General features: G+C 44.0%; 13 protein-coding genes. 6 read left to right on the top strand and 7 right to left on the bottom strand.

The features are described 5' to 3' along the window. Positions 1-269: 269 nt before the first annotated feature. From CXF83_RS07750 to CXF83_RS07740, 3 genes are all read right to left on the bottom strand, one after another. Positions 270-656: a DUF423 domain-containing protein gene (locus tag CXF83_RS07750; protein ID WP_101092661.1), complete on the bottom strand. Its 387-nt coding sequence runs from the start codon at positions 654-656 to the stop codon at positions 270-272. A gap of 67 nt (positions 657-723) precedes the next feature. Further along, entirely contained in the window at positions 724-1359 is a 636-nt protein-coding gene (locus CXF83_RS07745) for an alpha/beta family hydrolase (protein WP_232775181.1), read from the bottom strand. Between the two features lie 91 nt (positions 1360-1450). Further along, positions 1451-2359, bottom strand: a complete 909-nt coding sequence (locus tag CXF83_RS07740) for a transcriptional regulator GcvA (RefSeq protein WP_101092660.1) — start codon at positions 2357-2359, stop codon at positions 1451-1453. Between the two features lie 182 nt (positions 2360-2541). Here CXF83_RS07740 and CXF83_RS07735 point away from each other — a divergent pair, with 182 nt between their 5' ends. Further along, the gene (locus CXF83_RS07735) at positions 2542-2775 is read left to right on the top strand and encodes a hypothetical protein (protein ID WP_101092659.1); all 234 of its coding nucleotides are present in this window, start codon (positions 2542-2544) and stop codon (positions 2773-2775) included. Between the two features lie 262 nt (positions 2776-3037). Here the strand turns inward: CXF83_RS07735 and thiI are convergent, their stop codons facing one another. The 3 genes from thiI to pomA all read right to left on the bottom strand — a co-directional run bounded on the left by thiI (position 3038) and on the right by pomA (position 6570). Continuing rightward, positions 3038-4492, bottom strand: coding sequence for a tRNA uracil 4-sulfurtransferase ThiI (gene thiI, locus CXF83_RS07730; protein ID WP_101092658.1), 1455 nt, complete (start codon positions 4490-4492; stop codon positions 3038-3040). 337 nt (positions 4493-4829) lie between these two features. Continuing rightward, a complete protein-coding gene (locus tag CXF83_RS07725) occupies positions 4830-5798 on the bottom strand; it encodes a flagellar motor protein MotB (protein ID WP_101092657.1) in 969 nt (322 codons plus the stop codon). 4 nt (positions 5799-5802) lie between these two features. After that, entirely contained in the window at positions 5803-6570 is a 768-nt protein-coding gene (gene pomA / locus CXF83_RS07720; protein WP_101092656.1) for a flagellar motor protein PomA, read from the bottom strand. Between the two features lie 405 nt (positions 6571-6975). Between pomA and xseB the strand changes: the two genes are divergently transcribed. Genes xseB through dxs form a run of 3 tightly spaced genes read left to right on the top strand, consistent with a single transcriptional unit; the run spans position 6976 to position 9984 of the window. After that, the gene (gene xseB, locus CXF83_RS07715) at positions 6976-7215 is read left to right on the top strand and encodes an exodeoxyribonuclease VII small subunit (RefSeq protein WP_101092655.1); all 240 of its coding nucleotides are present in this window, start codon (positions 6976-6978) and stop codon (positions 7213-7215) included. Continuing rightward, positions 7216-8097 carry a (2E,6E)-farnesyl diphosphate synthase gene (ispA, locus tag CXF83_RS07710; protein ID WP_101092654.1) on the top strand — a complete coding sequence of 294 codons (882 nt, stop codon included), beginning with the start codon at positions 7216-7218 and terminating at the stop codon, positions 8095-8097. A 21-nt stretch (positions 8098-8118) separates the two neighbouring features. Continuing rightward, positions 8119-9984 (top strand): 1-deoxy-D-xylulose-5-phosphate synthase, encoded by a 1866-nt coding sequence (dxs, locus tag CXF83_RS07705; RefSeq protein WP_101092653.1) that lies wholly within the window; start codon positions 8119-8121, stop codon positions 9982-9984. A 189-nt stretch (positions 9985-10173) separates the two neighbouring features. On the opposite strand, the gene grpE is transcribed toward dxs, so the two are convergent. Next, the gene (grpE, locus tag CXF83_RS07700; RefSeq protein WP_101092652.1) at positions 10174-10776 is read right to left on the bottom strand and encodes a nucleotide exchange factor GrpE; all 603 of its coding nucleotides are present in this window, start codon (positions 10774-10776) and stop codon (positions 10174-10176) included. Positions 10777-10875: 99 nt separating this feature from the next. Between grpE and nadK the strand changes: the two genes are divergently transcribed. Together nadK and CXF83_RS07690 are read left to right on the top strand one after the other, a co-directional pair. Further along, on the top strand, positions 10876-11754 hold the full coding sequence (nadK, locus tag CXF83_RS07695; RefSeq protein ID WP_101092859.1) for an NAD(+) kinase: 879 nt from the start codon (positions 10876-10878) through the stop codon (positions 11752-11754). A gap of 674 nt (positions 11755-12428) precedes the next feature. After that, positions 12429-14072 (top strand): L-lactate permease, encoded by a 1644-nt coding sequence (locus CXF83_RS07690; RefSeq protein WP_101092651.1) that lies wholly within the window; start codon positions 12429-12431, stop codon positions 14070-14072. The last annotated feature ends 46 nt before the right edge of the window (positions 14073-14118 follow it).

Below are 14118 nucleotides of genomic sequence, written 5' to 3'. Positions count from 1 at the left end.
TGTTTGTGCCACTGTTTACGGGCTATTTGGGTAAGGCGATACTATACAGCTTAGTGATTCTGCCCACTAATTCTACAACACAGCAAAAATAGTCAAGTAATGCGGTTCGGAGGCTTGGTTTAAATGCTGCTCATATTTTGCAACCACAATACGTTATGAATGCTTCGATTAAGCCGCTAAGCGAAGCATTCATATTTTTGTACTAAATCATTATTGTCTCTATGAAAACAATCGAATCGAACTCGGTTCGAAAGACCAGCCCCCCTCGCTTAGTCGAGCTCTTTTACTCTGTTACGCCACACGGCCACAGCAATAAGTAACCAGCCCAGTAGCAAGCACACTCCGCCTAATGGGGTAATGGGACCGGTCCATTTAGCCCCTAACAACGCATAGAGGTATAGTGAACCGGAAAACAGCATGGTGCCTACAATAAATAGGTAACCTGCCCAATCAAGCAAACGAGATTTAAGCCAATGACCCGCAAAAGCCACTGCGATTAACGCAAACGTATGGTAGAACTGATACTCCACACCAAGGTTAAAAATCGCAATCATCTCTGCCGTCGTCACATTCTTAAGGCCGTGAGCAGCAAAAGCCCCCAGCGCTACCGACATAAAACCACTCAACGCTGCCAACAATAAAAAACCATTACGCATTTAGCCTCCTAAATATCATCGGCATACAAGCCGAGAGAAAGATTAAGTTTACTGCCATCTCAAAGCATTACGGTTTAATGAATGCCTGAATAAGTGAGATAGCTTGATCTAGGTTAGCGGTTAGCGTGGTGCCTGACGACTTCCTTGGTTTAAAACTATGATCGCCATCCGTTAACCAATGCAATTGTACTTTGTCCATCACCGGCCAAGTCTCAACCAAGCCCTTATGACCAAATTTATCTCGCTCACCTTGAATAACTAATATAGGCGCACTGCACTTCTCGATGGGCTCTAAACGGGGCTCACCGCCTTTTAACGGAATAAATGGGTAACCTAAGCAAACAACGCCATCAACAGCGAGACTCTCAGCCAGGATGGCCGACATGCGGCCTCCCATCGACTTACCGACTAAATAGATTTTTCGAGGCTTAAATTGGTGCTTTAAAATGCTCAGTTGTAACGCATAGTCAGCAATCAGTTTCGGAGCTCTATCTGGCGGACGGCGTTTACCGTCAATAGCATTGGCGCGCATATAAGGGAAATTGAAGCGGGCAATACGTAAATTACCGCCATCACCAAGCGCTAGACCGTTCGCCATGGTGGTCATAAACTCATGATGCATATTGGCGCCAGCACCGTGGATCAAAATCACTAGCGTATCGCAATCACTTAGTTTTTCGGTGCTACAATCAGGCTCAAGCAGATATTGGCTAGCATCAAATGCCAGCTCCTCAATACCTATCTCAGCCACCGCGGTTGTCAGTCTGCCATCTAAGTAAGCTTGCTTTAAATTATCATGTAAGGAGCTCACTGCGGGTCTCCTCTTCAAACATGTCTAACATCCACTCTCTAAAAGCAGCAACCTTACCTATCTCGGCATGATTCTGTTGGCTGACTAGGTAATATGCATTTTTACTGACTAGAACCTCAGGGAACGGACATACTAGACGACCGGCTTTAATATCTGGCCTTGCCAGTACACTGAAGCCTAGCGCTACACCTTGACCATGAGCAGCAGCTTGCAACACCAAAGAAGAATGACTAAATATGGGACCTTGGTTCACATTAATATCAGTAATTCCACATTGTCTAAACCATGCCTGCCAAGATTCGCGGCTAGAGTCGTGTAACAAGGTATGATTTTTCAGATCGCAGGGCTTTTCTAACGGCTTAGGACCATTCAATAACATCGGTGAGCAAACCGGAATAAGCACCTCATTACGTAGCTTATCAGCACGCATTCCGGGCCAGTTCCCTAAGCCATAATAGATGGCCACATCAACGTCATCAGTTAAAGAACCGTCTTCATTATCAACCGCTTTAATTCGCACATCGATATCAGGATTTTTCTCGGTGAATTTTGCTAAACGAGGTACTAGCCATTGAATGGCAAAACTCGGCGAAGTCGCTACAGTCAAGGAACCGATGGCACTTCTGGCAAGTAAACGGTCAGTCGCATCGGCAAGCTGTGTAAAGATATCTTTGATATCAAGAAAGTATCCTTGCCCCTCTTCTGTTAACAGCAGCGAGCGGTTTTTACGTCTAAATAACTTGAGCCCTAAATATTCTTCTAATGCCTTAATTTGATGACTTACTGCCGCCTGAGTAACAAACAGTTCCTCCGCCGCGCGTGTAAAGCTCAAATGCCTTGCTGCTGCCTCAAATGCTTTGACAGCATTAAGGGGGGGTAGTCGTCTAGCCATAGTGATCAATATCTCATTTTTGGATTAGTTTTTCTAATGCTCATTGTTACATTTTATCGTTTGTAAAGACCAGTGATTTTGGTTAAATTCTGCGCCAACGAAATGACACTCGTTGGACAACCTCTACGACGTAATTGGGGAATGTCTAACAACCCAAATTTTAAGCCTGGAGGCTACCGAACATGTTAAACCTAAAATCTGTATTTGTTATCGCTCTTCTGTCAGCTTCTGCCACTGTTAGCGCAGATGAGATCACTATCGATACCACTGGCCTTGAAGCTACATTAACGGCTAACCTCGCAGAAAGCATGGAATTAATGCAAACACAGTTAACGACTGAGTTAAACACTATGCTGGTTGCTGATGAGCAAAAGCAAGAAGATAAAGAAACTGCTTCGATTCAGTTAGCTGATTAATACACTTATTACGCCTAAACATCTGACTTGATATAGTCAGATGTTACACTGTAATAAGCGCAGCATGCGGCTCTCTGGCGCTTTAATTGCACATTAAAGTTAGCGCCATAGATGGAGCCTAGTCTCAGTCTTGCTGTTATCACATATAAAAACCACCGCTTAAGGTGGTTTTTTTGTGTCTATCGAAATACTTTCAGATTTTATTCCATAAAAAAAGCGACTTTAAAAGTCGCTTTTTGATCGGGAAAACTAATGACTATGACTAAGGGCGATAAACTTTTACATTACTGTAACCTTGATCCTGTAGATACAGAGCTTGTAGCTTGCTCATTACTCCACGGTCGCAATACAATAAATAAGTCTTCTCTTTATCAAGATCGGCAAATTGTGTCGACAGCTTATAAAAAGGAATCGCTTTAATTTCTATCCCCTCTATTACAAGCGGATCTTTCTCTTCCTCTTCCGGTGCACGCACATCAATGATGATTTCATCAGCATTGATTGCAGCAACCGTTTCAGCTGCGGTTATTTTAGTGTCCATTTGAGCGGCAATATCTCTAATGTCCATAATAACTGCGTCGTCAATCACTCTATCAAGCAGATCGTCTGAAAACTTAGCTTCTTCAGCTTCAATTTTTGCCAATACAGCTTTCACTGTCGGTTTTTTCGAAATCACGCCACAATATTCAGGGATAGTTTTAGCAAAGTCTTCGGTACCGATTCTGCGACAGGTATCAATAATATCTTGTTTATCCATCGCGATAAGCGGACGCAATATTAATAGCTCTGTGCAACGGTCAATAACATTAAGATTGGTCAACGTCTGGCTAGAAACCTGCCCCATCGCTTCCCCTGTCACTAATGCTTGAATACCCATTTTATCAGCAACACGGGCTGCTGCGCGCATCATCATACGCTTAAGCACAACGCCCATTTGCCCATTATCGACGCGTTCTAAAATTTCTTGTACAACGGGATCGAACGGCACAGAGATAAACTTAACTCGATGTGATTCACCGTATTTCTGCCACAAATGGTAAGCCACCTGCTTAACACCAATTTCGTGTTGATCGCCACCTAAGTTAAAGAAACAATAATGGGTACGAGAACCACGCTTTATGAATTGATAACTCGACACACCAGAGTCAAAACCACCTGAGATTAATGACAACACATCTTCTTGAGTGGCCATGGGGTAACCACCAAGGCCTGGAATACGCTTATCAACAAGGTAAAGTTGCTCGTTATCAATTTCGAGATTTACCGTTATATCTGGATTTTTCAAGCGAACGCCAGCAGCTTCAGTAAATTGGTTTAGCCCACCACCAACATAACGTTCAACTTCAATTGAGTTAAAGTCATGTTTACCAACACGCTTAACACGCACGCAGAACGTCTTACCTGCGAGTTCTTCTTTATAGACTGCCAATGTTTGCTGATAGATATCATCCATAGATTCAAAGGTGCTCACTTCGACTTGCAGCACATGCGCAATACCAGGAATACAAGCGAGGCGTTCAGCAAAGGCTTCAACCAAATCGGGTCTATCATCTGGCACCATAACCATGATTTTGTCCCATTGGCGCTGTACTTTCGCAGACTCATCTACTTTTTTAAGTACATTACGAATATTGGTTTCAAGCATTTTGGTAAAGCGCATTCTTACCGGCTTGCTTTTCATCATGATTTCAGGAAACAGTTTTACGATAAATTTCATTGGTCTTCCGCGGGAACAAGTTTAAACAGCAATGGCGAGATTATAACAATATCCAAGCACAATTGCGTATATCAGATCAGACATTATCCACGATATATTGCAAACTGAGACCATGAATATCGCACTTATGCTCAATAAGGATATAAAGCTGACGATTAATGGGGTAGGAAAGTAGCCACTCTGTGTACAGCGCAAACAATAACAGCCATAAAGTGAGCGCTCACTCTTGATGATAAGAGCCCGAACGTTCACAGCCTGCTAAAATCCAACAATGGGCAAAACTACGATTGTTGCCATCGATGTAATAGCAACAATTTATCGAGGATCAGATTGAGTATTACGGGGAAACTTGGATTTCGTCTGACTCTTTAGGCTTACCTTGTTCGATAGCAATTTCAACACGGCGATTACGTGCTCTATTGGCCTGAGAGTTGTTTTCAACTAACGGCGCAGTCGAAGCCATCCCCACCACTTTTAGCCGCTGCTGATCAAAACCTGCTACTTTAATCATTTCATGGGTGACTGCGACGGCACGTTTACTGGATAGATCCCAATTTGAGCTATACAACTCATTTGAGATATTTAAATCATCTGTGTGTCCTGACACCGTTACAATACCGGGAACATCTTTTAGTAACTCGCCAACACGCCTAACAATCGGCTTAAAGCGTGGCTGCAAAAAGCCTGAGCCTGACGCAAATGCGCCTTTCTCACGGATCCGAATAATAATCTGTTGGCCTAGCGACTCAATTTCAATGGCACCATCAACAATCTCTTTGTTGAGCTCTTGAGCCATCTTCTTAACTTGTTGATTGATTTTATCCTGCGCAGCAGCTTCTGCTTTTTTCGCTTCGCTTTCAGAATCTGCGGTTGATTTAGCTAACGCTTTTGCATCTTCTTGCTCTTGCGCTGTCAACGATGATTCACCGCCTCGCTGTTGACCGCGTTGCTGCTGTACACCGCCGGCACTATCATCTTCACCCGCTTGAAACTCTAGCATGGGCTCGGTCATTTCATTGGTTTGCTGATTAATAATTTCAATTGGAGTCGATTCTGGGCGGCCCGGTCTAAACTCTAATGCAATCACCGATGTCCCTTTGGGAATATCTTTCACTTCGACTTTATTCTGTACCCCAAATGCATACTTCATTGAACCCGCAATCTGCTTGAACTTCATCACGTCCATTTCAGAAAAAGCCAACAGCAACACGAAGAAACACATTAGCAGAGACATTAAATCAGCAAACGTGGCTAACCAAAGCGGCGCACCAGCAGGTGGACATTCACATTTGGCTTTTTTAGCCATCGCGCTATGCTCCGTCCATGGTATTGATGGTACGAGACTTTTCAGAGAGATAATTTTTGAGGAAACCTTCAATGACTCGAGGGTTTTGACCATCTTGAATAGCCAATACGGCATCCATAATCAAATTACGGTTTAGCATCTCTTCGTTCATTCGAAGCGATAATTTATCGGCAATGGGGATCGCCACCATGTTAGCGACCACGGCGCCATACAGCGTCGTCAGCAGTGCAACCGCCATTGCTGGACCAATCGATTTAGGATCATCCATGTTTGACAACATGCCCACGAGTCCAATTAGCGTACCAATCATGCCCATTGCTGGCGCAACATCGCCTATCGATTTAAAAATACCAATCCCGGTTTTATGGCGTTCTTCGGTGAGCGCGATATCTTTTTCAAGTGCGTCTCTGACAACATCGCCATCATGACCGTCGACTAACATATCAATTGCTTTTTGCATAAAGCTGTTGCTAATCTCAGCCTCTTCCAACGCTAAAAAACCACCTTTTCGTGCGGCATCAGCCATCGTAATAGACTGTTCAATCAGTTCTTCAGGTTTATCGATTTTAAAAATAAATGCTTTGGCTGCAATTTTAGCAGAGCCTAAAAATTGCTTGAGGTTATATTTCATCATTACGACAAATAACGAACCAATCATCACAATTAAGATAGAAGGTACATTGATGAAAATACCGATCCCGCCGCCACTTGCCATCGCCATGATAACAAACCCAAACGCGCCAATCAGTCCTATTAGGGTTGCTAAATCCAAAACCGCTCCTCAAATACCAATCTATTCGCTATACAACTTCAATCGAATGCTAACAACATTCAAAACTCACACGCAAGCGTCTACTCAAAAACAATAGCGACAATATTACGCCTTCACTGTGACAGCAAGCACCAACTAAACAAACGGCTAAATAGCGTACAAATTTTCAATATTGCACCTTATATAGCGACCGAAGTTAAGATCTCTTGAGTGATATTTCCCGCAATTGTTGCGCTATTTCCGTTAAAATAGATCCCAACTACATAAACAACGTATTGCAGTAACAAGCCGATAGCGGAATTTATGCACGAAAGCGTGCTTTCACGCAAATACTCAACGGCTTAGTTTGACCCTTGTGCCCTGCTGATATACTTTGTGTATCGCTTAATTCTAGGAATCATCATCGTGGCAAAAAAACCTGAAAATCTCTCTTTTGAAGAATCGCTTTCCGAATTAGAAAAAATCGTTGCGGACTTAGAACACGGCGATGTGTCCCTCGATGATGCGTTAAAACAGTTCGAACGTGGAATTAAACTGGTAAGAAATAGTCAGAGTAAGCTTGAAAATGCACAGCAAAAAGTAGCGGTGTTAATGACGGATGAAGGTGTCGACACCTTAAAGCCTTATGAAATAGAGGGTGAGTAATTGTTAGCAGAGGCACTTGGTAAATACCAACAACGCATTAATCTTCAGCTGTCATCTCGTATAGATGCACTTGCCGATACCGATCCTCGTCTAAAAGCGGCCATGAAACATGGCGCATTAATTGGCGGGAAACGTATTAGGCCATTTCTCGTCTATGCTATTGGCGATATGCTAAAAGTTAAGCTTGAGACCTTGGATGAATGCGCTGCGGCAATCGAATGTGTTCACGCCTACTCTCTCATCCATGACGACCTACCCGCTATGGATAATGATGCACTTCGTCGTGGCCAGCCAACAGTGCATATTGCCTATGATGAAGCGACGGCTATTTTAGCAGGTGATGCTTTACAGGCACTTGCATTTGAAATCATCAGTGAGCCCATCAAAAACATCACCCCATCACAGAATTTAGCGATGGTTAAAGCCTTAGCGAATGCCTCTGGGTATAATGGCATGTGTGGTGGCCAAGCGATGGATTTAAGGGCGACAAATAAACAGATAGAGCTTGCAACACTGATTCAGCTGCATCAGCTTAAAACAGGTGCATTGATCCGTTGCGCAGTCGAATTTGCCATTATTGCCGCTCAAGTTAATGATGAAGAGCGACAAGCTTTACTTGATTTCGCCGATGCCATTGGTCTCGCGTTTCAAGTACAAGACGATGTATTAGATATTATTGCCAGTACCGAAGAGCTTGGAAAACCTCAAGGTTCTGACACAGATTCAAATAAGAGCACTTATCCAAAGTTGCTTGGTTTAGAGGGCGCCCAAAAAACTGCTACAAGTTTGATTGAGGACGCACTATCAGCGCTGGCTAAATTACCATACAATAGCCAGTTAATTGCCGAATTCGCCCGTTATATCATTGAGCGAAGAGTTTAATAAAAGACAAAGAATCTCGTTATGAGTTTTGATATTTCTCAATTCCCTGTGCTTGCACAGGCAAACACCCCTGATGAGCTAAGACAGCTCCCTCAAGCCGTTCTGCCACAACTGGCTGACGAACTTCGAGGTTTCCTTTTGAAGTCAGTGGCTAAATCAAGTGGCCATTTTGCCTCAGGACTTGGCACAGTTGAACTGACTGTGGCCATTCATTACGTCTATAACACACCATTCGATCGATTAATTTGGGATGTAGGCCACCAAGCTTACCCGCATAAAATCTTAACGGGTCGTCGTGAAAGAATGCACACCATCCGTCAAAAAGGTGGGATCCACCCTTTTCCTTGGCGTGAAGAAAGTGAGTACGATACCTTCAGCGTAGGCCATTCTGGTACCTCTGTAAGTGCTGCGCTCGCGATGGCAATTACTGCGGAAAAAGAGCAAGCCGGACGCAAAGTAGTCTCCGTTATCGGTGACGGTGCGATGACTGGCGGCATGGTATTTGAAGCCATGAACCATGCAGGCGATCTTCACAACGATATGCTGGTGATCCTCAACGACAATGAGATGTCTATCTCTGAAAATGTGGGTGCGCTCAATAATCACCTTGCCCAGCTAATGTCGGGGCGTTTCTACACCACGATTCGTGAAAGCAGCAAGAAAGTCCTTAAGGGCATGCCTGTTATCAAAGAGATGGCAAAACGCACTGAAGAACACCTTAAAGGCATGGTCGTTCCTGGCACCATGTTTGAAGAGCTAGGCTTTAACTATATTGGTCCCATTGACGGCCATGATGTTGATGCGTTAGTTGAGACATTGCGTAATATGCGTAACCTCAAAGGGCCACAGATTTTACATATCATGACTAAAAAAGGTCGTGGTTACGAGCCCGCTGAAAAAGATCCTATTGGTTGGCATGCAGTGCCTAAATTTGATCCCTCTACATTTGAAAAACCGGTAAGTAAACCGAGTAACCCAACCTTCTCACAGGTGTTCGGTAAGTGGCTTTGTGATGTTGCCGAGAAAGATGAAAAGCTACTCGCTATCACCCCTGCCATGCGTGAAGGCTCTGGTATGGTTGAGTTTTCACAGCGTTTTCCAGGGCAGTATTTCGATGCTGCCATCGCCGAGCAACATGCAGTGACCTTAGCAGCAGGCTTTGCGTGTGAGGGTTACTCACCGGTTATTGCTATCTATTCAACGTTTTTACAACGTGGATACGATCAACTCATTCATGATGTTGCACTGCAAAAACTACCGGTGTTGTTCGCGATTGATCGCGGCGGGATTGTGGGTGCCGATGGCCCTACTCACCAAGGCGCGTTCGACTTAAGCTTTATGCGAACGGTGCCTAACATGGTGATCATGACGCCGTCTGACGAGAACGAATGTCGACAAATGCTCTATACTGGCTATCGCTATAAAGCAGGGCCGACAGCAGTGCGTTACCCTCGTGGCAGCGCGACAGGTGCTAAACAGGTTGAAACCATGACCGAGGTACCTATCGGTAAAGGCTTGATCAAGCGCCGTGGCCAGAAAGTCGCTATCCTAAACTTTGGCACAACACTCGCCAACAGCTTACAGGCAGCCGAAACGCTTGATGCCACTGTTGCTGATATGCGTTTTGTTAAACCACTTGATGTCGATCTGGTCAAAGCGTTAGCTGAAAGCCATGATGTATTAGTGACCGTTGAAGAAAATGCCATTATGGGCGGCGCAGGTTCAGCGGTGCTCGAGTTACTGCAAACGCTTAAATTGCCAAAGGCGGTATTGCAGATTGGTCTGCCCGATGAGTTTATTAAGCATGGCGCGCCAGATGAGATTATTAGTGAGATTGGATTGGACGCTGCAGGTATTCAAAAGCAAATTGAAGACTATCTAGCCTAAGATTAACGTCACTAAGACGATGAGCTTAACCGCATAAAAAAGGACTGCATTTGCAGTCCTTTTTAGTTTCAAAATATGACTCTTAAGATGTTAATTTCGAAATGTTATTGTCGAAATACTAGCGTCGAATGAATCGCTCTGACTCATTGAGACTGAGCGATTGCCTCTGAGCTATTTACCCAGAATGAATTAACCTTGAGAAACCATTACCATTGCCGGGCGCAATAGACGCTCGTTAAGGGTATAACCTTTCTGCATTACCATCATTACCGTATTGGCAGGAAAGTCAGTGCTAGGTTGCATACCGATAGCCTGATGAAGTTCAGGATTAAAGGTATCACCTTGTGGATCAACTTGAGTCAGTCCAAATTTCTCAACGGCATTCACAAAGCTCTTTGCGGTGAGTTCAACACCTTCGTAAATAGCTTTAGTTGCTTCAGCTTCAGCGTCTGTACCTTGAAGCGCGCGCTCCATATTATCTAATACAGGAAGTAGCTCGTTAGCAAATTTCTCAAGTGCAAACTTACGTGCCTTCTCTACATCAATGGCGGCGCGGCGACGAATATTATCGACTTCTGCAGCTGCACGGATCACAGAATCTTTTTGTGAGTCCACAGTTGATTGTGCTTCTTGCAAAGATTTCTCTAACTCTTCAACGCGAAAGTTCGCTTGAGTCAGTTCGTCCATTAAAGAAGCTTCACCGCTACCTTCGTTCAGTAACTCACCTTCTATAATTGATTCAACTTGCTCGTCAATTTGGTTATCTTGTGCTTTATTTGTTTCGTTGCTCATTTTTGCTCCAGCTAAAAATGCTTTGTTTCTGCATGCTCTGGGCATATTATGGGGATCAATTCTGAGGTTTCAAGCCCTAATGCCGGATCTGACACAAATATGAGCAATCCCTTTCACACTATCGGACTTATTGGTAAACCTAACCATGAAGGAACCAATCTCACCCTAAAGAGATTGCATCACTGGTTAACAATGCAAGGCTATAGCGTTTTGGTTGAGGAGCGAGTTGCCGCCGATGTTGGCTCACATACTCATTCGGTTGATTTACTAGAAATTGGCGCTCAATGTGATTTAGCCATTGTGGTCGGTGGTGACGGTAATATGCTGGGCGCAGCACGAGTACTGGCGAGGTTCGATATCGCGGTCATCGGCGTCAACCGCGGTAACTTGGGTTTCCTTACCGATTTACCCCCTGACTCTTTTGAAGAAGCGTTATCCAAAGTACTTGAGGGGGAGTTTGACACTGAGCAGCGTTTTTTACTTGAAGCGGAAGTTCACCGTCACGGCGAGTTAAAATCGAGCAACACCGCGGTAAATGAAGCGGTTCTCCACCCTGGTAAAATCGCTCATATGATAGAATTTGAAGTCTATATTGACGAAAAGTTCATGTACAGCCAACGTGCAGATGGAATGATTGTATCAACGCCAACAGGATCTACAGCATATTCGTTATCAGCAGGCGGGGCTATTCTCACCCCCAACTTAGAAGCGATGATCTTAGTGCCAATGTTTCCACACACACTGTCTTGCAGACCCATTGTTGTCGATGCGGGTTGTATAATCAAGTTAGTGGTCTCTCCTCATAATGGAGATAATTTGGAGGTCAGTTGTGATGGCCACGTCAACCTACCCGTTCTACCTGGTGATGAGATTATCATCCAACGCAGCCAAGATACCTTAAGATTGATACACCCTAAGGGGCATAACTACTTCCATGTGTTACGTTCTAAATTAGGCTGGGGCAGCAAGCTCTTTTAAAACCAAGAAGCAAGGTCTGCAACATCGCTGACCTTGCTCTGCTTCATTCCTATCCGTCCAATAAAATCAAAGTGACATACAACAGTATTCATGGATGTTGAATATCGTTAAAGCAAATTTAAGCCGTCATTTAAGTGCTAAATTGTCTTATAGCAACAGACTAAATGCGAATGATTACCCACACCAACTTTACCTCCAAAGCCACCATCAAAACTAAAACTCTTAAATAACATAGCATTACAAGCAAACTAACGATGAGAGAAAACACAGCATGAAAAAATACGTGATCATGCTCACAATACCAGTTTGTAACTCCAATTCAAGCTAACAATCGAAACCGAAAAACCCAGATCAAAACAAGGCATTTTATTCAAAAAATCAGCTCCCACATCAGTTGCGTTACCTATAATTAGCAGTATTCAGCTTTTTATATAACTTTAATTACATTTAACAAACAAATGCTCGCGATCTAGATCACACTCGGAAATAAAGTAAGCGGCGATACATCCCGCTACGAGTATTATCAGTCACAATTCAGGTACAAACTGATCTAGATCATATTAGGGTTAGCCTAATTAACGTCTAGTACGCATCTCAGCCCGCCATAATCAATAATTAACCATTAGTCGGGTAACAACAATTGAAGTTAGCAACCCATATAACACGAGGCAAGCATGACCTTTATTCAACTACTCGCAAGCTTAACGCCGATTATCAGCGTAATGCTATTTTTAGTACTTTTACGGATGCCAGCATCAAGGGCCATGCCTATTTCGATGGTTTTCACCGGATTGGCAGCCGTCTTTGTCTGGCAAATGGACACTACTTTCCTTGCCGCATCAGTCGTTGAAGGCCTTCTTTCAGCACTAACACCGTTAACGATTATCTTTGGCGCTGTGTTCCTACTCAACACACTGAAGTATTCAGGTGCCATGGACACCATTCGTGCTGGCTTCACTAATATTAGTGCAGATGCCCGAGTGCAAGTCATTATCATTTGTTGGTTATTTGGTTCATTTATCGAAGGCTCAGCAGGCTTTGGTACTCCTGCAGCCATTGGTGCACCGTTACTGGTACTTTTAGGTATTCCACCGATTGCATCGGCTGTTGTCGCACTCATTGCTGACTCAACGTCCGTATCGTTTGGTGCTATTGGTTTACCGGTTTTATTCGGTATGGAACAGGGTTTGACTACCGGTGGCGTGAATATGGCTGCTGAGCAGATAGCGCAACACGGTGGTAGTTTTGCTGATTTCGCGCAATTTATTGCGATGCACATGATCACTATCGATCTGGTGACTGGTACCTTAATCCCATTGACGATGGTGGCGATTCTTACTGGTTTCTTCGGTCGTAATAAATCATTTAGAGAAGGGTTAGCCATTTGGAAGTTTGCCCTTTTTGCAGGTCTTTCTTTCACTATACCAGCGTGGTTAATTAACTACTTTGCCGGCCCTGAGTTCCCATCCGTTATTGGTGCACTCGTAGGTATGGCACTTGTTATTCCTGTCGCAAAGAAAGGCTACCTGTTGCCGAAAGAACCTTGGAATGATTTTGCCGAAAATGATGGGCAAGAGCGTAAAGAGATCGCAACGAAAGCACAATTCTCGCAAATTGCCGCATGGTCTCCCTACATAATAATGGCAGCACTGCTTGTTCTATCTCGCATTGTGACTCCGTTAAAAGTCTGGCTCACTAGCTTTAACATCAGTTGGACCGGTTTGTTGGGGACTGAACTGAAAGCGGGCTTTGCCACATTTTATGCTCCAGGTGCATTCTTTATATTGGTGTGTATTTTAGGTTTCTTCCTCTTTAAAATGAAATCACCTGCGATTAAAGAGTCTATTACCGTTTCTTGTAAGTCTATGGTACCCACGATTATCTCACTTGGCGCATCAGTGCCAATGGTGAAAATTTTCCTCAACTCTGGTGAGAACACATCTGGCTTAGCCTCTATGCCAGTCGCGCTTGCTGATACTTTGGCAAATAGCATGGGCTCAGTATGGGCTTGGGTTTCCCCAATCGTCGGTATTTTTGGCGCCTTCCTATCGGGCTCTGCCACCTTCTCAAATATGATGTTTTCCGGTCTTCAGTACAGCGTTGCTGACAATATTGGTGCCAACCATGCGCTTATATTAGCCATGCAGGGTATTGGTGCTAACGCCGGTAACATGATGTGTGTAATGAACGTTGTTGCTGCTGCAACCGTAGTGGGAATGGCTGGACGAGAGTCTGAAATTATCCGTAAGACGATGCCTGTGGCACTGGGCTATGCTTTAGTAGCAGGCACCATCGCCGCGGTTTGGGGTGGATTTTAATCCCAGCGCTATAAAAATAGAATAATAATATCGAAAGCCGCATTGT

This window comes from Shewanella sp. Choline-02u-19, from assembly GCF_002836205.1.
Classification (GTDB): Bacteria; Pseudomonadota; Gammaproteobacteria; order Enterobacterales; family Shewanellaceae; genus Shewanella.
This window is presented reverse-complemented; position numbering and strand designations above follow the sequence as displayed.

Coding starts and splice junctions, on each gene's coding strand:
- CXF83_RS07725 (WP_101092657.1), bottom strand. CDS start 5,798: ATGGCTAAAAAAGCCAAATGTGAATGTCCACCTGCTGGTGCGCCGCTT.
- CXF83_RS07750 (WP_101092661.1), bottom strand. CDS start 656: ATGCGTAATGGTTTTTTATTGTTGGCAGCGTTGAGTGGTTTTATGTCG.
- CXF83_RS07690 (WP_101092651.1), top strand. CDS start 12,429: ATGACCTTTATTCAACTACTCGCAAGCTTAACGCCGATTATCAGCGTA.
- grpE (WP_101092652.1), bottom strand. CDS start 10,776: ATGAGCAACGAAACAAATAAAGCACAAGATAACCAAATTGACGAGCAA.
- dxs (WP_101092653.1), top strand. CDS start 8,119: ATGAGTTTTGATATTTCTCAATTCCCTGTGCTTGCACAGGCAAACACC.
- CXF83_RS07740 (WP_101092660.1), bottom strand. CDS start 2,359: ATGGCTAGACGACTACCCCCCCTTAATGCTGTCAAAGCATTTGAGGCA.
- thiI (WP_101092658.1), bottom strand. CDS start 4,492: ATGAAATTTATCGTAAAACTGTTTCCTGAAATCATGATGAAAAGCAAG.
- CXF83_RS07735 (WP_101092659.1), top strand. CDS start 2,542: ATGTTAAACCTAAAATCTGTATTTGTTATCGCTCTTCTGTCAGCTTCT.
- nadK (WP_101092859.1), top strand. CDS start 10,876: ATGAGCAATCCCTTTCACACTATCGGACTTATTGGTAAACCTAACCAT.